Annotated in this window: 15 protein-coding genes; 7 read left to right on the top strand and 8 right to left on the bottom strand. The window is 62.7% G+C overall.

The genetic code is table 11. The features are described 5' to 3' along the window. Positions 1-225: 225 nt before the first annotated feature. The 7 genes from IPM20_08590 (at position 226) to IPM20_08560 (ending at position 12,261) form a co-directional block, all read left to right on the top strand. Complete coding sequence (locus tag IPM20_08590; protein MBK9131672.1) at positions 226-609, top strand: hypothetical protein; 384 nt, start codon at positions 226-228, stop codon at positions 607-609. 348 nt (positions 610-957) lie between these two features. After that, complete coding sequence (locus IPM20_08585) at positions 958-1,707, top strand: thermostable hemolysin (GenBank protein MBK9131671.1); 750 nt, start codon at positions 958-960, stop codon at positions 1,705-1,707. Next, complete coding sequence (locus tag IPM20_08580) at positions 1,708-3,180, top strand: AMP-binding protein (protein ID MBK9131670.1); 1,473 nt, start codon at positions 1,708-1,710, stop codon at positions 3,178-3,180. It abuts the gene before it with no gap. Beyond that, positions 3,181-3,837: an iron-containing redox enzyme family protein gene (locus tag IPM20_08575; GenBank protein ID MBK9131669.1), complete on the top strand. Its 657-nt coding sequence runs from the start codon at positions 3,181-3,183 to the stop codon at positions 3,835-3,837. 17 nt (positions 3,838-3,854) lie between these two features. Beyond that, positions 3,855-4,511: a hypothetical protein gene (locus IPM20_08570; GenBank protein ID MBK9131668.1), complete on the top strand. Its 657-nt coding sequence runs from the start codon at positions 3,855-3,857 to the stop codon at positions 4,509-4,511. A gap of 15 nt (positions 4,512-4,526) precedes the next feature. Then, positions 4,527-5,330: an SDR family oxidoreductase gene (locus IPM20_08565; GenBank protein MBK9131667.1), complete on the top strand. Its 804-nt coding sequence runs from the start codon at positions 4,527-4,529 to the stop codon at positions 5,328-5,330. A gap of 289 nt (positions 5,331-5,619) precedes the next feature. After that, positions 5,620-12,261: a tandem-95 repeat protein gene (locus tag IPM20_08560; GenBank protein MBK9131666.1), complete on the top strand. Its 6,642-nt coding sequence runs from the start codon at positions 5,620-5,622 to the stop codon at positions 12,259-12,261. 94 nt (positions 12,262-12,355) lie between these two features. On the opposite strand, the gene IPM20_08555 is transcribed toward IPM20_08560, so the two are convergent. From IPM20_08555 to IPM20_08520, 8 genes are all read right to left on the bottom strand, one after another. Beyond that, positions 12,356-13,564 carry an alanine--glyoxylate aminotransferase family protein gene (locus tag IPM20_08555; GenBank protein MBK9131665.1) on the bottom strand — a complete coding sequence of 403 codons (1,209 nt, stop codon included), beginning with the start codon at positions 13,562-13,564 and terminating at the stop codon, positions 12,356-12,358. 180 nt (positions 13,565-13,744) lie between these two features. Beyond that, the gene (gene glcF, locus IPM20_08550; GenBank protein MBK9131664.1) at positions 13,745-14,971 is read right to left on the bottom strand and encodes a glycolate oxidase subunit GlcF; all 1,227 of its coding nucleotides are present in this window, start codon (positions 14,969-14,971) and stop codon (positions 13,745-13,747) included. Positions 14,972-14,995: 24 nt separating this feature from the next. Continuing rightward, entirely contained in the window at positions 14,996-16,096 is a 1,101-nt protein-coding gene (gene glcE / locus IPM20_08545) for a glycolate oxidase subunit GlcE (GenBank protein ID MBK9131663.1), read from the bottom strand. Between the two features lie 108 nt (positions 16,097-16,204). After that, positions 16,205-18,361: a hypothetical protein gene (locus tag IPM20_08540; GenBank protein ID MBK9131662.1), complete on the bottom strand. Its 2,157-nt coding sequence runs from the start codon at positions 18,359-18,361 to the stop codon at positions 16,205-16,207. Beyond that, positions 18,358-18,864, bottom strand: a complete 507-nt coding sequence (locus tag IPM20_08535) for a hypothetical protein (protein ID MBK9131661.1) — start codon at positions 18,862-18,864, stop codon at positions 18,358-18,360. The genes IPM20_08540 and IPM20_08535 overlap by 4 nt, the downstream gene beginning before the upstream one ends. Before the next feature lie 8 nt (positions 18,865-18,872). Next, the gene (locus IPM20_08530) at positions 18,873-20,864 is read right to left on the bottom strand and encodes a cytochrome C (GenBank protein ID MBK9131660.1); all 1,992 of its coding nucleotides are present in this window, start codon (positions 20,862-20,864) and stop codon (positions 18,873-18,875) included. Between the two features lie 35 nt (positions 20,865-20,899). Further along, on the bottom strand, positions 20,900-22,471 hold the full coding sequence (locus IPM20_08525) for a cytochrome c3 family protein (GenBank protein ID MBK9131659.1): 1,572 nt from the start codon (positions 22,469-22,471) through the stop codon (positions 20,900-20,902). 16 nt (positions 22,472-22,487) lie between these two features. Beyond that, positions 22,488-23,396, bottom strand: coding sequence for a hypothetical protein (locus IPM20_08520; GenBank protein MBK9131658.1), 909 nt, complete (start codon positions 23,394-23,396; stop codon positions 22,488-22,490). Positions 23,397-23,508: the final 112 nt, after the last annotated feature.

Genomic DNA, 23,508 nt, shown 5'->3' with positions numbered 1-23,508 from the left:
TGGCCTATAGAACAGGATACGAACCTGTTATTTTTCCGCCTACGTCTTAAGAGAGCCTTAGGGGACAGGTGCTCCAGTGTTCTCCGGATCCCTGGAGGCTGATGCCGTGGCGGATTCATATCGTTACTCCAGTTCTCAGTAAAGTTAAGAGAAATATCCTTGATATCAGGATGCTCTGTGTAATATTAGGCCTTACCTGATCGTCTAATTGGGAGGCGTTGGTGTATGGCGGTTAAGAAGATTGTCTTCGTGGCATTTGCCGGCGAGGATGAGCAGCAGCTGGCTATCCTGCGAAACCATTCTCTTCATACCAGGAGCCCGTATGAATACGTCTATTTCTCGGTAAAAGAACCGTTTAGTGCGGAATGGAAGAGACGTGTGCAAAGACGTATCCGCCGTTCCGATGGCGTGATCGTCCTGGTGAGCAAGAACTCCTTGGTTTCACTGGGTCAGTATTGGGAGATCAATTGCGCAAAGGAGGCGAGAAAGAAAATCCGGGGTATCTGGGCATATCCCCACGATACGACCAGGCTGGAGGGTGTCGCCGCCAGCCCGTGGGATTGGGACAGAATCACCGCCTTCGTGGATGCCCTGGAGCATTACAGATAGGCGGTTCCGGTTCAGCATGGCCAGGCTCTGAGCCGCATGAAATTCTATTTTGAGACCTGATCTGACGCTGGCTGTTGCCCGGCGTGCGTAGTGTTCTGTCGCGTGAACTTTTTGCAACCCGCACGGTCTATCTGAATAAGTTCTGTCAAGGCCTGTCGATGACAGCTAAAGCCGATAAGGATGTCGGCGCCTTGGCAGGCTTCATGTTTCCGGGGGCCTCGCCACGAGCGGGGCCTTTGCGTTGATGGCCTCGCGGATTTTTCCGTTTTTTCAAGCATTCCGCTTAAGTGTATTTTAAGTTCGACACCCTATTCTTGGCGCTGTAGTAGGCCGAAACAGGTGTTGCACATGAGTATCCAAACTGATCTGACCACGGAAAATTCACACTGCGAGGTGTCCGCCTTGCCGCGTCTGGGGGAACCGCGCACTGCATTGACGCTGGGCAGGCACGACCGCCTCGATCCGCTGCGACCGCTCATGGAAGGTTTCGTGCGTGAACGTTTCCGTCGAACCTACGGAGCAGAAATCTCGAGCTTCTGCCCGGATCTGCTCAGTCTGGTAGGAGAAGATCAGGCCTTGTGCGCCGTCGCGGGCGTACGACCGGCGGAGCAGGAGCGGCTGTATTCGGAGCATTACCTGGACGTCGAGATCGAGACGTTTCTCGCCGCGCAGACCGGGCGGTCCCGGATCTCGCGCTCTTCCATCGTCGAAGTGGGAAATCTGGCGCCTGCCAGCGTCGGCCAGGCACGTTGGCTGATTGCGACCTTGACCGCCTATCTCTATTCCTCGGGCTACGAGTGGGTGGTTTTCACCGCCATTCCACCCGTCTACAACGCATTCATACGCCTCGGGCTGCCCCTGAAGATTCATGCGCGTGCGGATGTCACGCGACTCCCACCCGCGGAGCGAGTCCAGTGGGGGAGCTACTATGACGCCGGACCGGTGGTGTGCTACGGCGAGATCGCGCAGGGATTCCAGCAACTGGGTGCAGCCATCCGCCCGGACAGGCGCAAGCTGTGGAGCCTCTGGCTGGAGGCGCAGAGACTTGGGAATCAGGCCCGCGCGGTCTACGACGTGGCATCCGGGTCGGATTGTTGAATGAGCCGCATCATTACGCAAATCCGGGCGCATGCCCGGGTCAGGCCGGATATTCCCGCGGTCGCGGGTGAACACGCGACCCTGAGCTATCGCGCTCTCATCGACGAGATCGATTCCCTGCGGGACCGCTTGCGCGGCCGCACGGTGGGGCTGTTGCTGGACAACGGGCCGGCCTGGGTCGTCGCGGATCTGGCGGCGCTGGCGGGAAATATCGTTTGTGTTCCTCTGCCCGGGTTCTTCACCGATGAGCAACTTGCGCACAGCGTGCGCGATGCCGGTGTGGAATGCCTGATTACCGATCAGCCCGAGCGGCTTTCCCGCTTTGCGACAGGGGCGGTTCTGACCACGGTCGTCATCGCCGGGGAATCGCTGACCCTGGCCATGCTGTCCGGAACGGAGGCTGCGCGGGCATTGGTCGATACGGCCAAGATCACCTACACCTCGGGCAGCACCGGCGAGCCCCGCGGGGTCTCCCTCTCGCGCCGTGCGCTGGAGCACAAGGCCGAAGTACTGGTCCAGGTTACCGCGGCGACGGAAAACGATGCCAGTCTGTGTCTGACCCCGCTCGCTACCTTGCTGGAAAATCTGGGCGGTGTCTACGTACCCTTGCTCGCCGGCGCGCGTTGCCACGTGCCCCCCTTGCGCAAGGTAGGTCTGGCAGGTTCATCCGGACTCGATGTGGCGCAGATGATCGATTCGTTGAATCGCCATCGCCCCAGCGGCGTGATCGTTATTCCGCAACAGTTGCGCGCGATGCTGGTCGCGCGCGCACGCGGTGCGCGTTTGCCCGACAGCCTGCGCTCCATCGCCGTCGGGGGCGCGCCGGTGGCCCGTGAGCTGTTGCTCCGGGCGCAGCACGCGGCGCTGCCGGTGTATCAGGGCTACGGCCTGTCGGAGGCCGCCTCCGTCGTTGCCCTCAATACGCCCGCCGCGAACAGGATCGGCTCCGTGGGCCGGCCGCTGCCTGGTTTGACGGTCCGCATCGCTGAGGATGGCGAGATCCTGGTCCAGGGTGATTTGTACTCCGGGTATCTGGGTGGAGAGCCGTGTGCCGGAGAACTGGCCACCGGCGATCTCGGCTATCTCGATGCCGACGGGTTTCTGTATTTCACCGGACGCAAGAAGAACGCCTACGCGAGCGCGTTCGGACGCAACATCTCCCCCGAATGGATCGAAAGTGAATTGCTGACCCAGGAAACGGTAATGCAGGCGGTGGTGTTCGGAGAATCCAGCCCGATCAATGTGGCGTTGATCGTGGCGGCGAAGGGCGCGCGCGCGGAGGAGGTCGGGGCGGCGGTGGAGGCGGTGAACCGCAGATTGCCGGATTACGCCCGGGTGGGCGGCTATGTGCTGGCGGCGGAGCCGTTCTCGATCGTGAACGGGCAGCTTACCGGAACCGGGCGTCCGCGCCGCGACCTGATCGCCCGCCGTTATGCCGAGATACTCCGCCCGATGATGAAGGAGGCGGTATAGATGAGTTTCTATGATGAACTGCTCGGCGCGACCGAAGGCGCTCGCGCCGAGTTTCTTGCCATCCCCGCCGTCGCGCGCGGAATGCGCGGCGAGATCCCGCGTTCCGCCTATGTCGCCTTTCTCACCGAGGCCTATCATCACGTCAAGCACACCGTGCCCCTGCTGATGGCCTGCGGCGCCGCACTGCCGGAGCGGCTCGAATGGCTGCGCGAGGCGATGGGAAAGTACATCGAGGAAGAGATGGGGCATCAGGAGTGGATCCTGAACGATATACGTGCCTGCGGCGCTGATGCCGAGGCGGTGCGGAACGGCCGTCCCGGCGCGGCCACTGAGATCATGGTGGCGTACGCCTATGACACTGTGCGGCGCGGAAACCCCGCGGGATTCCTCGGCATGGTGTTCGTTCTGGAGGGCACGAGCATCCGGCTCGCGCATCAGGCGGCTCGCGCCATACAGTCGTCTTTACAATTGCCCGAACGGGCCTTCAGCTACCTGAACTCTCATGGTTCGCTCGATGTCGGTCATATGGAGTTTTACAGTTCCCTGGTCAATCGTCTCGATGACGAAGCGGATCGGCGGGCGATATTGCACAAAGCGAACATGTTCTATCGTTTGTACGGCGCAATATTCCGCGGCCTGCCCTTGGACATGGATTAATTCAGGAGGAAAAGCTCATGAAGGCAAGTGCGATGGTGTTCTCACTGATAACTGCCCTGATGATCGGGGCGGCGGCGCCGGCGCAGGAGGGCGATCCCCTCGCGCAGGATATCCTGCGGTTGCAGGATGGCTGGGCCGTGGCAAAGTACCGTACGCCGGAGAAGCAGCAGGATGAGGCCTTCAAGCGCCTTGTCTCGGAGGCGGATCAGGTCGTGGCGAGCCATGAAGGGAGGGCCGAGCCGCTGGTATGGAAGGCCATCATCCTGAGTTCTCATGCCGGGGCGGTCGGCGGGCTGGGTGCGCTGGGCAAGGTCAAGGAGGCGCGCCGCTTGCTGGAACAGGCGGAGGCCATCGATCCCGCTGCGCTCGACGGTTCGATCTACACCTCTCTCGGCAGCCTCTACTATCAGGTGCCGGGCTGGCCGGTGGGTTTCGGCAGTGACGAGCAGGCCGAGAAGTATCTGAAAAAGGCCCTGTCGATCAATCCAGACGGCATCGACCCGAATTATTTCTACGGGGACTATCTGCTGGATCAGAAGCGCTATGAGGAGGCGGCGCGTTATCTCGAAAAGGCGTTGCAAGCGCCTGACCGCCCGGATCGCGCACTTGCCGACGAGGGGCGGCGGGAAGAGGCGCGCACCCGGCTGGCCCTGGCCCGCAAGCATATCGGTTAGACGGGAGGTTGGGTCATGGAATTGGAATCTGCACGGGTATTGTTGACCGGCGCCTGCGGTGGGATCGGGCGCGCCCTGCTGGCTGAACTGCTGGCGCGAGGCGCATCCGTCGGTATGGTCGATCGCCGCGGCGTTGACCTGGAGGAGGTGGCCAGTCGGTACAGCGGGAACGGTGCCCGCATCCAGCCGATTTGCGCGGACATCACCGACGGGGCCGGGCGCGACCTGATCATCCGGAGCATGCACGAGCGCTTTGGCGGCGTGGATATACTCATCAACAATGCCGGCGTCCTGGCATTCACCGAGTTCGCGCGCCACGACCCCGCGGCGATCGAGCAGATGATGCGGGTCAATGTCACGGCCCCCCTGATCCTGTCCCGGTCGGTGCTGCCGGGAATGATCGAGCGCGGTCACGGCCGGATCGTCAATATTGGCTCGATCTTCGGTTCGATCGGTTTTGCCTGGCATGCGGCGTACTCCGCGAGCAAATACGCGCTACGAGGTTTCTCCGAGGCCTTGCGCCGCGAACTCGAGGGGAGTGGCGTCGGTGTCACGTATGTCGCCCCGCGCGCCGTCAGAACAGCCCTCAATCCGCCTGAAGTGCACCGCATGGCGGAACGGACCGGCATGAAAATGGATGAACCGGAACTGGTCGCGCACCGGATCGTGGAGGCGATCGAGCGGGATCGGAAGGAGCTCTATCTGGGTTTCCCTGAAGCCTTCTTCGTCCGCCTCAACGCCCTGTTTCCCCGTCTGATGGACCTGGCCTTGCGGCGGCAGAACAGGCTGGTACGCAGCTTCATGCCGGAAGGCGGATGATCTCCGAATACCGGTAAAACAAATCCGGAACTAATCCGCCCCCCCTCACGTCAAATGTGCAAGCCCCCTCGTGACTGTACGTACGCGGATCCTCCTACATAAATAAACAATCGTAGGGCTTTGGAGATGACCGTCTAAGGCCGCTAAGGTATAATCCGCGCTGATACACATATATATCGCGTCCATATCGATACTAGCGGCGCGGCGCGGAGTAGGAGCTTCTGATAGGGATATCATACAATCTTGCGTCACAGAGGATTCTGGTGCGCAAGTTGCTTAGATAATCCATATGAGCTTGCTGAAACCATCCCATACCCGTGCCGTCTTACTCATCCTTGCAGGCCTCCTGTTGTCGGCCTGCGAGGTCAATGAACCCTCCGAATCCTCCGTACCGAACCTCGTCGCCGGCGTGGTGAGCGCGCCGAGCGCGGACAGTGAGCAGTTTTCATCGGCCGCAGGCATCTTCACCGATCCCTTTTCTCAACTGGCCGGCTGGCTGACGGGCACCGCGAATGCCGCCGTCACGGGCCTCGTTCCGGTCAGCGGTGCAACGGTTGAACTGGTCCGTCTCGACAGCCAGGGCAACGTCACCTCGGTGATCGCGACGACGACCAGCGCCGGCAACGGCTCGTACAGCTTCAGCGACACCCCGGCGCCGGACAGCACCCTGGCCGTCCGAGTGACCGGCCAGTCCAACACCATGCGTGCCATCGTGACCGGCGTCGAGATCGATGTGTCGCCGGCGTCGGAGGCTGTCGTCGACAGCATCATCGACACCCTGAGCGGGAGTGTGACCCTGGCGAATTTCGCGGTGGAGGAGGTCTCGGTGCTGGCGGGGCTGGTCGCCGGCCTCGATGTCGACCTCGCCGGCCTGACCTTCGCCCAGGCCGTCACGGCGATCCGGAACGCTTCCTCGCCCGTGCTGGGGACCCTCATCACCGGATTCTCCGGCAGCGGCGTCGAAGGCGTGCTGCATAACGGACTGTACGGCGGACTGCAGTTCGAGACGGAACTGAAGGATCCGTTCACGCTGGGAAGCGGCGAGGGCGGGATCGAGAACCACGCCATGGGCGGCGGCTGGGGATATGGAGACGACGGCTTCGCCAGCGGAGGCCTGCTGTTCGGTACTCGTACCCGGCACGATCTCACCACTGTCAACGATCCTGAAAGCGACGTGGGCGGCGTCGAGGGATCGAGCCATGTCGTTACCTCGGATGGACAGGTGGTTGTGACCGACGCGGCCGGTAATGGCTCGGCGGGGGCCGTGACCTCCGACGGCTCCCTGCTTATATATCCGGTGGAGACCAATGCGTCCGGTGAACTGGGGCGGGGACTGATGCTCGCGATCAAGCGCTCGGTCGATACGCTGGCGCTGGATAATGAGGTGCTCGATCCCGCGGGTGGCAGTGAGACCACGTACAACCTGGTCCGGCTGAAGGAAACCCTGTCCGGTCCCTTGTCCGGCTCGGGAGAGAACCTCACGGCACTCACGACGGAAACCGGGTCAATATCCTTCGACAGCGATGACCAGTTCATTGCCGGGGAAAATGTCTATGCGGCCTTTTCCGCCGCCGTGACGTCGACCGACCGGCTCGCGCTCGATTTCGATACCGACACGGTCGTCCAGGACAGTCCGGCCGTCGCGAATTTCAACGGCCTCTATCAGGTGATCATGGACGGCAGCCTGATCATGCAGAATCCTGCCGGCAACTTCCTCGGCCAGGGGTTCGCCAGCTCCAACGGAAGGCTGCTCGTCCTGTCGACGGCGACCGATCTGATGCAGATCGAGCTCGACGTCCTCGCCAACGATAGCGACCCCGATCTGGGCGACAACCTTACGATTACCGGAACCTCGCTGACGCAGCTCGGCGGTACCGTTACTGTCAACGCGGCCGGCAACAAACTGTTGTACATCCCGCCGCGCAACACCCTCGGCACCGAAGTCTTCACCTACACGGTCAGTGACGGCACGACCACCCGGACGGGCAATGTCAGCTTCGTGCTGGACAACACCAACAGCTCTCCGGTCGCGGTCGACGACACCGGCCTCAACGTCGCGATGGGCAGTATCAACAACCTGCTCAGCGTGCTGGCCAATGACAGCGATCCCGATCTCGGCGATGCCTTGACGATCAGCGCGGTCGGTACCCCCGATGCCGGAGGGACGGTATCGATCAACGGCACCAACACGGTCCTGTTGTATACCCCGGCAAGCGGACATACCGGCGACGAGAGCTTCGGCTACACCGTCACCGACGCGCTGGGCCTGACCGCGACCGCGACCGTCACCGTGACGACGATCGATTCGGGCAATAACAGTGCCCCGACCGCCGTCGCCGATACCGGCATCAGCGTCGGCAAGGACAGCCTCAATAATCCGATCAACGTGCTCGCCAACGACAGCGATCCCGATCTCGGTGACACGCTGACCGTGGTCGCGGCCGGGACCGTGCAGGCACCCACGGCCGGTGGCGCGGTGACCGCCAACGGCGGGAACCTGCTCTATACGCCGGCACCGGGATACACCGGCAACGAGAGTTTCAGTTACACCATCAGCGACGGTGTCGATACCGCCACCGCCACGGTGACCGTGACCGTTGTGGCCGCGGGCAATACGCCACCCACGGCGGTCGATGACACCGGCTACAGTGTCGCCATGGACAGCAGCAATAACGCCCTCAACGTGCTCGCCAATGATACCGATCCCGACATCGGGACCGTGTTGACGATCACCGCGGTCGGCACGCCGGCGCCTTCCGGAACCGTCACGATCAACGGCGGCAACAGCCTGCGGTTTACCCCGGCGGCCGGGTTCAGCGGCACGGTCAACTTCAGCTACACGGTCAGCGACGGTCTGGCCACGGATACCGCCAACGTATCCGTCACCGTCATCGGCGTCGACAACACGGCGCCGAAGGCCGAGGATGATGGCGGCGCCGGCGCGGAGATCAATGTCGCGACCGGCAGCAGCAACAATCCACTCGACATGCTTGCGAACGATCACGACGACGATGTCGGCGATACCCTGACCATCACCGCGGTGAGCGCGGTCAGCGGTGCCGCTGGCGGTACCGTGACCGTCAACGGCGCGGGTCCGGGCAATAACCTGTTGTATACGCCCACCGCCGGCGGAGCGGCGAGCTTTACCTACACCGTCAGCGACGGCGTTTCCACCGATACCGCGACAGTGACGGTCACGGTGGGCGGGAATGTCGCCCCGGCGCCCCTGGCGGATGCCTTCAGTGTGGCCGAGAACAGCAGCGGAAACGCCCTCGCCGTTCTTGCCAACGATCACGACGCCGATATTCCCGCGCAGACGCTGACCATCACGGCGTTTGGGCCACCGACCCACGGGGGGGTGGTGAACAACGGTACCAGCCTGAGCTATACGCCGACTGCGAACTACAGTGGCGCCGACAGTTTCAGCTATACCGTCAGTGACGGTACGGCCAGCGCGAATGCCACGGTAACCATTACGGTGCGTCCGGCCAACACGGCGCCGGTGGCCAATAACGACGCCGTCAGCATCACCCTCGACAGCAGCAATAATCCGCTCGACGTGCTGGCCAACGACACGGATGCCGATGTCGTCGATATCCTGACCGTCACGCAGGCCACGATCACGACCCCGCTTGCCGGCGGCGGCACGGTTGCCATCAACGGCGGCAATGACGGTCTGATCTACACCCCCGCGGCCGGCGCGACCGGCACCGAAGTGATCACCTACACGGTCAGCGACGGTACGGCCACGGACACCGCGACCGTGACCCTGACCGTCGGCAACAGTGCCCCGGTCGCAACCGCCGACACTTACAATGTGCTGACGGACAGCAGCGGCAACACGCTGGACGTGCTCGCCAACGACAGTGACGCCGATGCACCGCTCCAGACGCTGACCATCAGCGCCGCCGACGCGGTCTCGGCGCAGGGCGGGACGATTACAAACAACGGCGGCAACCTGACGTACACCCCGGTGGCACTGTTCGCGGGCGGCGACAGCTTCAATTACACCGTCAGCGACGGTGTTACCACGGCCTCGACGACAGTGACAGTGACCGTGGGCGCCAATGTGGCGCCGGCACCGCTTGATGATGCCTTTACCGTGGCGGTGGACAGCAGTGGCAACGCGCTGGACGTGCTGACCAACGATGGCGATGCCGATGTGCCGGCGCAGTCGCTGACAGTCACCGCGGCCAGTATTTCCACGCCGCTGGGTGCGGGCGGGATCGTCGCGATCAATGGCACCAGTGACGGTCTGGTCTATACTCCACCGGCGGCAACCGCGGGCACGGAGGTGATCAGCTACACGCTCAGTGACGGGGCATTGACCACGGACGCGATCGTGACCGTCACCGTCGCGGCCAACACGGCGCCGACCGCCGTCAACGACAGCTACAGCGCCGGTCGTGACAGCGCGGGCAACACACTCAACGTATTGGGGAATGACAGCGACCCCGACGCGGGCGACGCCTTGACGATCACCGCGGTGGGGGCGGCCAGTAACGGTGGGTCAGTGACCAACAACGGCACCAGCCTGAGTTATGCCCCGGCGGCAGGCTATGCCGGTTCCGAGACCTTCAGCTACACGGTCAGTGACGGCACCGATACGGACACGGCGACCGTGACCATGACCGTCATCGCGCCCGTCAATACCGCGCCGGTTGCGAACGACGACGACAACTCGACCAACTTCACCGGTTTCAGCGTTGCCCTGGGGAGCAGCAATAACCCGCTCGATGTGCTCGCCAACGACAGCGACTCCGACGTGGGCCAGACGCTGACGATCACCGCCGTCGGCACACCCGCGCCCTCGGGTTCGGTCGCGATCAGCGGGGGAAGCAGCCTGCTCTTCACCCCGGCGCCGGGTTTCAGCGGCAATGCCAGTTTCACGTATACCCTCAGCGACGGCAACGGCGGGACGGACACCGCGACGGTGACAGTGACGGTGATCGGCGTCGGCAACACCACGCCGGACGCGGTCAGTGACGGCAATTTCAACGTGGCCACCAACAGCTCCGGCAATGTGCTGGACGTGCTCGCCAACGACAGTGACGCCGATCTCGGCGACACGCTGACGATCACGGCGGTGGGCGCCACCAGCAACGGCGGCACGGCGACCAACAACGGGACCAGTATTTCCTATTCGCCGGCGAATGCCTTCAGCGGTACCGAGACCTTCACCTACACCGTCAGCGACGGTGCCGGCGCGACGGATACCGCGACGGTGACGGTGACGGTCGGCGGCAACGTTCCCCCGGTGGCGGTGGACGACTCCGGCCTGAGCGTGGGTGAGAACAGCATCAATAATATTCTCGAGGTGCTCGCCAACGACAGCGATGCCGATATCCCCGCGCAGACGCTGACGATCACCACGACCGGCGCGACCAGCGCGGGCGGCCTGGTGACTCCAAATGGAGATACTCTGATCTACACGCCGGCGGTCGGGTACAGCGGCACGGAGACTTTCACCTATACCGTCAGCGACGGCGCCGGGGGCAGCGACACGGCGACGGTGACGGTGGCCATAGTCGGCGCCAATACGGCACCGAACGCGGTCAATGACTCCGGCTTGAATGTCCAGCAGAACAGCAGCGGCAACGTGTTGAACGTGCTGGCGAACGACAGCGACCCCGATGTGGGCGATACGCTGACGATCACGGCGGTGGGCGCCACCAGTAACGGCGGTTCGGTGATCAACAATGGCGCCAGTCTGAGCTATTCACCGGCGGCCTCCTATCTCGGCCCGGAAAGCTTCACCTATACGATCAGCGACGGCATGGCGACCGCCACCGCGACGGTCAATGTCACCGTGGGCGCGGGCAACTCGGCCCCGGTGGCGGTCAACGACAGCGGCATCAACGTCGGCATGGGCTCTACCGCCAATTCACTCGCCGTCCTGGCGAATGACAGCGACCCCGACGTGGGCGACACACTGACCATCACGGCGGTGGGTGCCACCAGCAACGGCGGGTCGGTGATCAACAACGGCACCAGTCTGAGCTATTCGCCTGCGCCGGGTTTCAGCGGCAGTGAAAGTTTCACCTACACCGTCAGCGATGGTGTGGCGACCGCATCCGCCACGGTGACGGTCAACGTGATCGCGGCCAACACCCCGCCGACCGCGACCGGCGACAGCCTCAGCGTCCGCGTGAACAGCAGCGGCAATGTCCTCAACGTGCTGGCGAACGACAGTGACCCGGATGTCAGCGATACGCTGACGATCACCGCGGTGAGTTCAGCCAGCAACGGGGGCACGGTGACGAACAACGGCACGAGTCTCGGTTACACGCCGGCCTCCGGCTATGCCGGTGTCGAGACCTTCAGTTACACGATCACTGACGGCAAGGTGAGCGCGACCGCCTCGGTCAACATCAATGTCACCGCCAGCAATACGGCGCCGTCGGTGGCAGACGACACGGGCTGGCACGTGATCATGCCCACGGGCGATGTCCTGCAGACGAATCTCGCCAACCGCGAGATCGGTGTCGCCATCCGCCGGGCGACCGGGGCCGGCAACGGCATCATTAGCGGCCGGTACAACGTGGTCCAGCACGCCGGCTACTTCACCGGCGGCGCGGGGGCGACCGCGGCGCTCGGCTATCAATTCGGCACCCTGACCTTCAATGGCACCGGCGGGATTTCCTCGGGGAGCCTCCTTGGAAAACGCGGGATTCTGGACGTCGATGCGGCCAGAACCGGCACTGTCGTGGCCCTGGGGGCGGTGCCCACCAGTGTGCAGAGCGTGGGCAGCGGCGCCTACAGCGTAGCCGCCAACGGGACCATGACGCTGAGCCTGAACTCCGGCGGATCGATCGTGACCGGCACGGGCGCGGTCAGTGCGGATGGTGAGGTCATCGCCCTGACGATCCGCGTCACCGAGGGCGGCAATGATACCGGGCGCGGGCTGCTGTTCCTGGTGCGACAGCCCTGATCCGGCGCATGCGAGCGATTGAGTAACGAACCGTAAGGCGTTTTTTGCAGAGCGGTGATGGCAGACTCGCTGCCATCACCCATCTCACTTGGTCTTATTCTTCGTCGTCCACGGGCTGCGGATCCGCGCTCAGCACCGCACGCGCGGCCGCCAGCGCGCGGCTGTGCCGGATCGGTGCCTTGACGTCGGTCAGCACATCTTCCAGCGCACCGAGACAGAACAGCACGTTGCGCGCGCTGCAGGCGTGACCCATCAGGCCGATACGCCAGATCTTGCCCGCCATGGCGCCGAGCCCGGCGCCGATCTCCAGGTTGTACTCGCCGAGCAATTGCGCGCGTACCACGGCGTCATCGACCCCTTCGGGTATCCGCACCGCGTTCAGCTGCGGCAGACGCTCATCTTCCGGTACGGCGAGTTCCAGTCCCATGGCCTCAAGGCCGGCACGCAGCGCGCGATGGTAATGCAGGTGGCGCGCCCAGGAGAGCCCGATGGTTTCCTCCTGCAGGATTACCAGCGCCTCGTGCAGGGCATACAGCGTATTGACCGGTGCGGTGTGGTGGTAGGTCCGTTTGCCGTCTCCGCCCCAGTACGACATGACCAGGTTCAGGTCCAGGAACCAGCTCTGCGCCGGCCGCTTGCGCTGCCTGATGACCTCCTGCGCGCGCGCGCTGAAAGTGACCGGCGACAGGCCTGGCACGCAGGACAGACATTTCTGCGTGCCGGAGAAGACCGCGTCGAGCTGCCAGTCGTCCACCAGCAGCGGGATACCGCCGAGCGCGGTGACCGCATCGACGATGGTCAGGCAGCCATGCTGGTGGGCAAGATCGGACAGCAGTTTGGCGTCGGAGCGCGCCCCGGTCGAGGTCTCCGCATGGACGAAGGCAAGGATCTTGGCGTCCGGGTTGGTCTTCAGGGCATGTTCCACCTTGGCGGGGTCCACGGCGCGGCCCCAGGGGTCCTCGACCATCACCGGGACGCCGCCGCAGCGCAGCACGTTCTCCTTCATGCGGCCGCCGAACACACCATTCTGGCACACGATCACCTTGTCGCCCGGCTCGACCAGGTTGACGAAGCAGGTTTCCATGCCCGCCGAACCGGGGGCTGATACCGGAAACGTCAGCGCGTTCTTCGTCTGGAAGGCGTACTGCAACAGCGCCTTGATCTCTTCCATCATCGTGACGAAGGCCGGATCGAGATGACCGATGGTCGGCCGCGCCATGGCGGCGAGGACGCGCGGGTTGACATCGGACGGACCGGGGCCCATCAGCGTGCGCTGCGGGGGATAGAATGATCTGAATTTCATCGTCAGCCTCGTATGTTCGTGGTAAAGGCCCTGCCGGCCACGGCGGCGGAGATTCTGGCGCGGGAGGGCAATCTGGAATCGGTCCGATATTCCCGGTGGATTCTGCCCAAAAGCATAAGTGAAACGGTACCGGTTTTCATCCGTGCTGATCGTGGGGAATCGCCCGTGAGACGGGGTGCGTCAGCGGTAGGCCTCTTCGATCAGTTCAATCCAGTGACGGACGGGTGTGCGGGTTCCACCCTGCAGGTGAATCAGGCAGCCGATGTTGGCGCTGGCGACGATCTCGGGGGTGGCGGCCTCCAGCGCCGCGAGCTTCCCGGCGAGCAGCCGTCCGGACAGTTCGGGCTGAAGTATGGTATAGGTCCCGGCCGCCCCGCAGCACAGGTGGGCGTCCACCACCGGCGTCAACTCGAAACCGGCAGCCCGCAACAGTTCCTCCACCGCGGTGTGGGCGCGCAGGCCGTGCTGCAGACTGCAGGGGGCATGGAAGGCGATGCGACGTGCTGTCCCAACGCACGGTTCGAGTCCCAGGCCGGCGATCACGTCGGTGATGTCTCCGGCCAATTGCGAGATGCGCCGGGCCTTGTCCGCGTATTCCGGATCCTCGCGCAGCAGGTGTGCGTAATCCTTCACCATGACGCTGCAGGCGCTCGAGGTCGTCACGATAGCCTCGGCGCCGCGCTCGACCTCGGGCCACCAGGCGTCGATGTTGCGACGCAGGAAACCGCGCGTCGGGGCATCCTGCGCCAGATGGTGGGTGACCGCGCCGCAGCAACCGCTGCCGGGCACGCGGATCAGCGATATGCCGCGGCGGTCGAGCAGGCGCGCGGCGGCCGCGTTGATATGCCCATGGGTCACGGACTGTACACATCCCTCCAGGATCAGCACCCGGCGCGAGTGACGGGCCGGGGGCCAGTCGATGGCGGTCTCGGGTGCGGAAACACGCCGCGCCGGTATCGCCCGGGTGAGGGCGGCCGGGAGCAGGGCGCTGATCCAGCGGGATGCGGCGAGCGCCGCCCTGACGCGGCCGGGGTAAGGCAGGACGGTACACAGCAGCCGGCGCAACAGCCGCGCGGGGCGCGGGCGTGCGACCGTCGCTTCGACGCGCGCACGTCCGATATCCAGCAGGCGCCCGTATTCGACGCCGGAGGGACAGGTCGTCTCGCAGGCGCGGCAGGTCAGGCAGCGGTCGAGATGGCGCTGGGTGTCTTCGCCCGCGGTGCCGTCTTCCAGCATGCGTTTGATCAGATAGATGCGGCCGCGCGGGCCGTCGAGTTCGTCGCCGAGCAACTGGTAGGTGGGGCAGGTCGCGTTGCAGAAGCCGCAGTGCACGCAGGTACGCAGGATGCGATCGGCCTCGGCGCCGGCCGGGGTGGCGGTGAATTCACTGGGGAGACGCGTCTGCATGGCTCAGATATCTGTGCAGCGTACCTAAAACTCCCGGTACATCCGCTGCGGATTCAGTATGCCGCGCGGATCGAAGGCCTGCTTCAGGTTTTTGTGCAGGTCGAGCAGTGGCGCCGGCAGGGGATGGAACACCGCGCCATCGCGTTCGCCGCCGCGGAACAACTGCGCATGTCCGCCATTGCGTGTCGCGGTCTCGCGGATCAGCTTCGGCGGCAACGCGGTCTTGAGCCAGCGCTGTGCCCCGCCCCAGTCGATCAGCCAGCGACCGACGATCGAGAGTGGCGGGGCCGCCGGCGGCAGGGACAGACGCCACAGGGGTTCATTGTCGGTGAAGAAGGGGTGGCGGTGTTCCCGCAGCGCATCCCAGAAGGTCGAGCCCTCGGGGAGGATTTCGCCGCCGAGCCTGTTCCGGGCGGACCGTACGCCCTCCGCGCTGCCTTCGAGACGCACATACAGGCGCGCATCATCGGCGGCGCCCGCGCTGATGGGCAGAGGCGCGCGGTGCCAGTCGTTGAATTTGTTCAGCGCCTCGCGGAGCCTGCATTCGAACACCAGCGTGACGGTATGTTCGGGGCGCGGCAGAACCTTGAAGGAGGCCTCGAGCAGGACGCCGAGCGTACCGAGCGCCCCGGCCATGAGCCGGAAGGCGTCGAATCCGGCCACGTTCTTCACCACCTCGCCACCGAAGCGCAACAGGCGGCCTTCGCCCGAGAGACAGCGGATTCCGAGCAGGTGATCGCGTACCGCACCGGCATAGGGGCGGCGTGGACCGGAAATTCCGCAGGCGAGGGTCCCGCCCAGGGTGGCGCCGGCGCCGAAGTGGGGAGGCTCGAAAGCAAGCATCTGGCCATGTGCCGCCAAAAGGTTTTCCACTTCATGGAGCGGCGTACCGCTGCGGGCGGTGATGACGAGTTCGGCGGGCTCATAGTTCACGATGCCACGGTGGGCCTCCAGGGAAACGGGTTCGCCGCGGGCAGGACGGCCGTAGAAACGTTTGCTGTTCCCGCCTTGGATCGACAGGGGCGTGCGCCGTTCATAGGCGTTACAAACGGTTTCCTGCAGTTCCCGGGTTATATCCCTGGAATCGGACACGTTACGGCCCCTTTCGCTTTGGAGGAGATCCATCGAGCATGCGGACGCGCGGGCCGGGAGTATCGATCTTCCGTACAAGGCGAGCCCCGCGGCGCGGGAAAGGGTGTATTGTTGCAGAAAACAGCGGCGCGCGGAACTCGGCTAGAAGCCGAGATTGTAGCCAAGATAGACGTAGTAACCCGAAGACTTTTCAGTGGTATCCGCGATGTCGCGATCCGACCACTGGAGGCCGATGTCCGCGTCCAGATCGATATTGCGACGATAGCGGTAATCGAACCGTATCGATGGTGTGGTTATCCATTGCTCACCGTTTCCCCGGTCGAACTGCCGGTAATCCAGTCGCAGTCGCGGATTGATGCGCAGCAGGCTGGTGACCGGGTAACGGGTGTTGAGGTTGAGTGTTGTGGTATTCGTCGTGCTGGCATCTGAGTACATCAGGCCGAGGATGGCCAGGTCACCCGACCGTATGATGCCGTTTCCGATCAGTTGGAGGGAATAGAGGTACTCATTGCCGGTGGCATCCGTGGCGGGTACCCCGCCCGAGGCGGGTGTGCCTGACAGGCTGGACACCGTGACGTCCGCGGTCAACTGGAGCTTGTCGGTAAATGTCCGGGAGATTCCGCCCGACACCGCGCGGCTGATGGCCGTCCGGTCGAGCGCCAGATCCTGAATTTCTTCCTCGCTATAGCTGCCCAGCAACTCGTCAATGTCCTGAGCCGTCTGTCCGATCAGGGCATTGCTGGCGCCCAGGAACGGGCTGCGGCTCTGGTTTAATGCGAAGTTATAGGTGGTCCAGTCATCGACGGCCCAGTTACCGAGCAGGGAGAATATGTTGATGGTCTGGAATTGCGTGTCATAGTCCAGCAAGGCGAACAGCGAGCGGGCATCATCGAGGTAGCGCGCCTCACCGCCGAGGGCGCGGCGGTCAGACACGTCCCCTGCTGTCTGGGTGATGGCGTAGACGCTGTAATCCCAGTGATCCCTCCAGGCGGGCAGGTCCGCGCTCATGCCGTAGAACACCTTGTCCCGGTTGATGCCGGTGTCAGTAGAGCGCTCGACCGGATAACCGCCGACGACATTGAACCGTCCCCAGCTGCTGGTCTGATAGCTCATCAGCATGCCATCGAAACGTCCGAAGACGCCGCCTGAACTGCGTGTCTGCCGGCCGACCCGGCCGGAAACTCCCGCGCGGCGATGGCTGACATCTATGTAGAGATTGCTTATGCGGGACAGGTCTTCGCCGTCGCTCAGAAAATCGTAGGTATAGCCCCCATTGAAACGCGCCCGAATGTCATAGTCATCATTGCGTCCCCGCGCGGAGAGATCGAGATCGGACATAAGCGCCGACTGCGTCACCGTCTCTCCGGCACCGTCAATCGTGGTGGCGTCACGGCGGTAATACTGGGAGAAGCTTCCGGATCCATTCCATTCCATGGGCTTGCCCGCCGCCGTTTTCTGCTCAGGGAGTTTCTCGCGTGGGGCTTCCCGGGCCGTCAGCAGCCCGGCGAGGCGTTGGCGGACACGATCCGCGCCGGGGTCCTTGGGGTACAGTTCGAGGTATCTTTCATATTCCGCCTTGGCGTGCGCCGCCTGGCCATTACGTTCCCGGGCAAGTCCCAGATATTCAAGGGCATCCCGGGCATATTCGCTGTCCGGCGATTCCAGTACCTTGGTGTAGATACGGATCGCGAGGGGATAATCACCCCTGGCAACCGCCTGGCGACCGCTCTCCATGAGCGCGGTCATCCTGTCCTCGGGCGCCGCGGTCGTTGCCACGACAGCCGCTGCGGCCGCTGGGGGCTGAGGCGCGGGAAGGGGCGCCTCGGGTGCTGCGGGTGCAGGTGTTGCCGGTTGTGGCAGAGGCGGGTTGTTTAACGACGAGGCGATCGATTCCCGCGCCTCCTGCGCCGAAACTTTCAGGATCCAGCTGCCGGGGAAGTGCGGTTCGATCCTGGCCTTCACCGTCGCGGCTTCATTCATGTCGGCAAAGAAACCGAGCCGAAGCCGGTAGCGAAACGGTTTTCCCGGCTCCGCCCGCAGGGCGTAGAGCCGGTATTGCCGTAGCTGGGGGATGTCCGGCAGGCCGTCCGCACCGGGAAGTTCATCCGCGGTCGTGAGCTGGATCGCGAAGATTTCCGACTGCCTGGCGGGATTCGATCCGATTGCGAGGACCGGTCCCGCGGCATTGGCGATGGCGGGAAGCCACAGCACGGCCAACACCAGGCAGACGAAGCCCGCACCGATGCTGGCCGAGAAAATGCCCGGTACCCTACCGGCGAAACCCTGCCCGTCTGTCATGGGGGCATACCGGCGGCCGGGTCAACACCCGGCAAACAGGGTTGCGCATCATCCTGCGCCGAGGCGCGCACCTGAATCGTCAGGCTCCTGAAATCGCTGTTTGGCCCCACGGTATAGGTGACCGGGTGCGTGAACTGGACAATAAGGTGCGGATCAAGGGCGTCGCCTTCGTAGGTGACGTCCACGAGCGGAGACCCGTGGGTGTGACTCGGTCGTGCCGATTCCCGGAAATTGTAGATGTCTGTAACTTCGGAGCCGGATAGTGCCGGCTTGAGTCGGATGCGAAGCAGGTCGGCCCGTTCCGGGGGAAAGTGGCTGATGTACTGCAGCGGGAAATTAAATGTGATGACAATGCCAAAGCATTCCGGCTGGCGCACGACTGTCACCTTGTCGAGCACTTGTCCGGTAGCCGGTTCTGCCTGTGCCGGCGGCGTCGACGGCAAACCGGCCAGCAGACCCAGGCCGAGAGCCGCTCCGAGGAGGCCTCGAGAAATGTTTCGCATATACGGGTTCAATCCCAGCTTCTGTCGCTGACGCGGTGTTCCGGCGTGGACTTGTGGCAAGTGCCGGCGCAGTTGCGGTTGGTGCTTACGGTGGCATTCTCATGCTTGCCGGGCCGGTAATCTCCCGCATGGCAGGCCGCGCAATCCGGCTGATAGGCCGAGTTTGGCCAGGGCACGATTTCGGCATTGGTCTTGTGGCAATCCACGCAGCTCAGGCTGGTACGATGATCGCCGGGATAGGCGGTGCTGCTGTGGCGGAATACGAGCGTGGTCCAGTTGTTGGTGTTGTGACAGATATTGCACTGCTGGTTGGTCACGAAGTGCCCCGCCGGTTTTCCGGTGGCCGAGCTGCCGTTATGGCAACTGGAGCAGGAACCGGTTACCGAGCTATGGTCGAATGAGGCCGGCGTCCAGGCAGTGGTCGTATGGCAGATGTCGCACTGGGCCGAGGTGGTGACGTGATTGTTCGGCTTGCCGGTGGCGGTGGTGCCGTTGTGGCAGCTGGAGCAGGTTCCGGTGACGCCGCTGTGGTCGAAGCTGGCGGGCGTCCAGGCACGGGTCGTATGGCAGGTATCGCACTGGGCTGAGGTGGTGACATGATTGTTCGGCTTGCCGGTGGCAGTAGTGCCGTTGTGGCAGCTGGAGCAGGTTCCGGTGACGGCGCTGTGGTCGAAGCTTGCGGGGGTCCACGCATTCGTTGTATGGCAGGTGTCGCACTGGGCCGAGGTGGTGACATGATTGTTCGGCTTGCCGGTGGCAGTAGTGCCGTTGTGGCAGCTGGAGCAGGTTCCGGTGACGGCGCTGTGGTCGAAGCTTGCGGGGGTCCACGCATTCGTTGTATGGCAGGTGTCGCACTGGGCCGAGGTGGTGACATGATTGTTCGGCTTGCCGGTGGCGGTGGTGCCGTTGTGGCAGCTGGAGCAGGTTCCGGTGACGGCGCTGTGGTCGAAGCTTGCGGGGGTCCACGCATTCGTTGTATGGCAGGTGTCGCACTGGGCCGAGGTGGTGACGTGGTTGTTCGGCTTGCCGGCAGCGGAGGTGCCATTATGGCAACTGGAGCAGGTGCCGGTAATGCCGTTATGGCTGAAGTTCGCCGGGGTCCAGGCCGTGTTCGAGTGACAGGTGTCGCAATCGTTTGACGTAGTGATGTGTTTGGCCGGTTTCCCGGTGGCAGAGGTGCCGTTGTGGCAGCTGGAGCAGGTTCCGGTGACGGCGCTGTGGTCGAAGCTGGCGGGCGTCCAGGCGCGGGTCGTATGGCAGGTGTCGCACTGGGCCGAGGTGGTGACGTGCTTGGCCGGTTTCCCGGTGGCAGAGCTGCCGTTGTGGCAGCTGGAGCAGCCGGCGGTGACGCCGCTGTGGTCGAAGCTCGCCGGTGTCCAGGCGCGTGTGCTGTGACAGTCATCGCACTGAGCGCTGGTGCGTATGTGATTGGACGATTGTCCGCTTGCCGTCCTTCCATTGTGGCAACTGGAGCAGGTGCCGGTAACCTGGGTATGGTCAAATACGGCGTTTGAAAATGTGCTGGTGGTATGGCAATCGTCGCAATTGTTCCCGCTGGTGATGTGGTTCTGTCCCTTGCCCGGTGCAGTGCGTCCATTGTGGCAGCTCGCGCAGGAACCGATGACCGAGAAGTGATCGACCTTGTAGGTCGGTTTCCAGCCGGACGAGGTATGGCAGTCCTCGCAGAAGTCCGTGGAGTCGATATGGGTTACAGGTTTTTTCGAAGCTGAAGAAAGGCCGTTGACGGTGTGGCAAGCGGCGCATTGGCGTGAGGTGCCCTTGAATATTCCGCGCATATGGCAGTCAGAGCACGCGGCCTGACGATGCCCGCCGGTCAGCGGGAACCCGGTCGAGAAGTGGTCAAATTTCCCGTCGGGCACGGTCGGGGCCGGTTGCGCGAAACAGGTCACGGTGACCAGAGATAGCACGATCAGGATCCATGCCGGATTCCTCCGTACTCCGGTGCGGGAAGTGGTTTTGGCGAATATTTGCTTCCACATGATTTTGGCCCCAATACGATCGGAGTACTGTTTGTCTAGTTGATGGTGATATGACTGAAATCATAGGTGTCGTGGCAGCGCTCGCAGCGCGACCCGAATCCACCAGAATGAATGTCATCTCTTTGGTGGCATGAACTGCATTCCCTGGATTGTTTTACTTCCTTTTTCATTCGCGTGGTGTGACAGGAATGGCAGTTCAGGTTTTCATGCTTCCCGACCAGCTTGAAATCTGTCTGCTTGTCATGATCGAAAATCCATAATGACCATCCGTTGGGGTTGTGGCAGTTCCCACATTCGGTTCCGAGCCGCCCCTTGTGCTCATCATTTTTTTCATGGCAGGAACTGCAGTCACGCTTTGTATCCTTGAAGCTTGCGGTGAGGTGGCATTCCTCGCACGATGTCACGGCGTGAGCCCCGATCAGGGGAAAATGTGTCACGTCATGATCGAACAAGATTTTCTCGCCCCATGAATTCTCGTTATGGCATCGGCTGCACTCTTTCCCCTGCTGTTCCTTGTGCACGTCGTCTTTTTTATGACATTCGAAACAGGCCGTTGGCAGCTTCTGCTTGTAGATATCGCCGCCGTGGCACTGGCTGCATCCGAGTTCCTTGTGTCTTCCGCCAAGCCTGAATTTGGTGTCCTTGTCGTGGTTGAAAGCGTTCTTGTTCCAGTTGAATACTGTGTGGCAGTCCGCGCATTTTTTGCCAAACTGACCCTTGTGGTTGTCGTCGCCAGAGTGGCAGTCCACGCACGCCGTGCTGGTCTTGTCCTTGTATAGATCACCTTTGTGGCAGCTGTCGCAGGCAACCTTTCGGTGGCGGCCTTCCAGCTTGTATTTGGTCGATTTGTCGTGATCGAACATGATCTCGGTCCACTTTTTTTCCGTGTGACAGTCATGACATTTTTCGCCGTAACGTCCCCTGTGAATATCGTTCATTCGGTGACAGGCGATACAGTCCCTCGCGATATTCTTGTATCGCTCATTGGGGTGGCAGCTATTGCAGGTCGCGTCACGATGTTTCCCCTTGAGCGGAAATTTTGTCTTGTCATGATCGAAGGCGGATCTTTTCAGCCAGGATTCCTCGTTGTGGCAGCTCTCGCACTTGGTGCCGAGATCTTCCCGGTGCGGGTTTTTACTCTTGTGGCATTCAATGCACTTGAGGCCGGCCTCGTGATATTTCTTGTCGCTGAGATGACAGGATTGGCAACGGGTCGAGGCATGCATTCCCTTGAGCGGGAAATCGGTCTGGGTGTGATCGAATGTCTGTGTGTCAAGGTGAACGATGTCCGCATCCCTGCCGAGATGGTCGCCATGGCAGCGCTTGCAATTGATATCCCCGGGCGTGATGACGCGCCCGTGATAGCCGGTCTTCTGCCTGATGTCGTCCGCGATATTCTTGTGATCATGACAGTCGATGCAGCGCTGGCTCTGGGTATGTTTGCTGAATGCCTCGTGGCAGCTCTTGCAGTCAGTTTCGAATTTCGCATGACCCTGGATCAGCTCGCCTGGCATCAGTATCGTCTCCAGCGTCGAGCCGAGAGCGGTTCCCAGCAGCAGCAAGGCGCTTAATCCAGTAGCCAGCAGCAGGCCGTGGCGGACGCGCATGCGCTGGCCGCCTTGGTCAATACATATGGACGGCGATCACATGGATGACACCGGTGATCACCATCATGATAAACAGGGGCATATGGAGCAGGTGCCAGAGCGAAAACATGCGTTCGAAGAAGCTGAAACCGGCCACCTTGCGGGTGGCGGCGAAGAATTCTCCGAGGTAACGCCGCATGATGAGGCGCTGCGCCCTTGTCCACTCGGCGGACTTTCCCGATACCTGGGCATGTGAGCTGATGGCCCGATTCGCCAGGATGAGCAATTTGAGCTGTAACCAGTGGCTGTGGAGCCCGAACAGGATGATCCTGATGCCCGCCACCACTACGCCGCGGTCGACGCGAGCCTCCCATGTCTGTATGGCCTGCAGCTGTTGCTTTATGCGCGGGAGCGAATCCAGCGTGTCCGCAAGGCGAATTTTCCGGAGCGCCTCGTTGTCCAGCAGTTCCTTGAGGCTGGCGCGGTTTCCATACAGCCCGTGATGGATCTTGCGGTAGAAATAACGTCCGATCAGACCGCTCGACGCAACGGTGAGCATGCAGATGAGGGCGATATTGCTGTTCATCGATCCCAGCTTGAAGCTGGCATGATAGAGAATGCAGATTGGACCCACTACGCCAAGGAGCATGTGGCTCCGAAACCAGAATTTGACCGGCCCCAGATGGCGCATGAACCGCACCCGTTTCCTCAGTGGATACAGCAGGAGCAGAAGCATCAGCGAGGCACCGATGATGCCGAGCGCGTAACCCGGCCCGGATTCTGCGGTCAGGTAGGTCTCGGACCGATTGCTCCAGCCCGCGTAGATCAGCAGAATCATCGCGGCGGCGAACACCGTCGTGGCGAGGTTCTCCACTCCGCCCACTCTGTTGCTGCGGCCGGCCTCCTGCAGCGTGCTTGCGGGGGCTTTGGGGGCGGGATTGCTCATGCCGGGATCCGTGCCGCCAGGCGAGGGCGCGGGTTCACGCTGGACAAGACTCGATGGTGAGCCCGTGCTTCGCTGTCTGTCAGCTGGCGTCGAGGTTTGACGAGATGGAGCC

The organism is Gammaproteobacteria bacterium (assembly GCA_016716465.1).
Classification (GTDB): Bacteria; Pseudomonadota; Gammaproteobacteria; order SZUA-140; family SZUA-140; genus JADJWH01.
This window is presented reverse-complemented; position numbering and strand designations above follow the sequence as displayed.

What these genes read in the sequence shown, in the direction of transcription:
- IPM20_08590 (MBK9131672.1), top strand. Translation starts at nt 226, where the DNA reads ATGGCGGTTAAGAAGATTGTCTTCGTGGCATTTGCCGGCGAGGATGAG.
- IPM20_08585 (MBK9131671.1), top strand. Translation starts at nt 958, where the DNA reads ATGAGTATCCAAACTGATCTGACCACGGAAAATTCACACTGCGAGGTG.
- IPM20_08580 (MBK9131670.1), top strand. Translation starts at nt 1,708, where the DNA reads ATGAGCCGCATCATTACGCAAATCCGGGCGCATGCCCGGGTCAGGCCG.
- IPM20_08575 (MBK9131669.1), top strand. Translation starts at nt 3,181, where the DNA reads ATGAGTTTCTATGATGAACTGCTCGGCGCGACCGAAGGCGCTCGCGCC.
- IPM20_08570 (MBK9131668.1), top strand. Translation starts at nt 3,855, where the DNA reads ATGAAGGCAAGTGCGATGGTGTTCTCACTGATAACTGCCCTGATGATC.
- IPM20_08565 (MBK9131667.1), top strand. Translation starts at nt 4,527, where the DNA reads ATGGAATTGGAATCTGCACGGGTATTGTTGACCGGCGCCTGCGGTGGG.
- IPM20_08560 (MBK9131666.1), top strand. Translation starts at nt 5,620, where the DNA reads ATGAGCTTGCTGAAACCATCCCATACCCGTGCCGTCTTACTCATCCTT.
- IPM20_08555 (MBK9131665.1), bottom strand. Translation starts at nt 13,564, where the DNA reads ATGAAATTCAGATCATTCTATCCCCCGCAGCGCACGCTGATGGGCCCC.
- glcF (MBK9131664.1), bottom strand. Translation starts at nt 14,971, where the DNA reads ATGCAGACGCGTCTCCCCAGTGAATTCACCGCCACCCCGGCCGGCGCC.
- glcE (MBK9131663.1), bottom strand. Translation starts at nt 16,096, where the DNA reads ATGGATCTCCTCCAAAGCGAAAGGGGCCGTAACGTGTCCGATTCCAGG.
- IPM20_08540 (MBK9131662.1), bottom strand. Translation starts at nt 18,361, where the DNA reads ATGACAGACGGGCAGGGTTTCGCCGGTAGGGTACCGGGCATTTTCTCG.
- IPM20_08535 (MBK9131661.1), bottom strand. Translation starts at nt 18,864, where the DNA reads ATGCGAAACATTTCTCGAGGCCTCCTCGGAGCGGCTCTCGGCCTGGGT.
- IPM20_08530 (MBK9131660.1), bottom strand. Translation starts at nt 20,864, where the DNA reads ATGTGGAAGCAAATATTCGCCAAAACCACTTCCCGCACCGGAGTACGG.
- IPM20_08525 (MBK9131659.1), bottom strand. Translation starts at nt 22,471, where the DNA reads ATGCGCGTCCGCCACGGCCTGCTGCTGGCTACTGGATTAAGCGCCTTG.
- IPM20_08520 (MBK9131658.1), bottom strand. Translation starts at nt 23,396, where the DNA reads ATGAGCAATCCCGCCCCCAAAGCCCCCGCAAGCACGCTGCAGGAGGCC.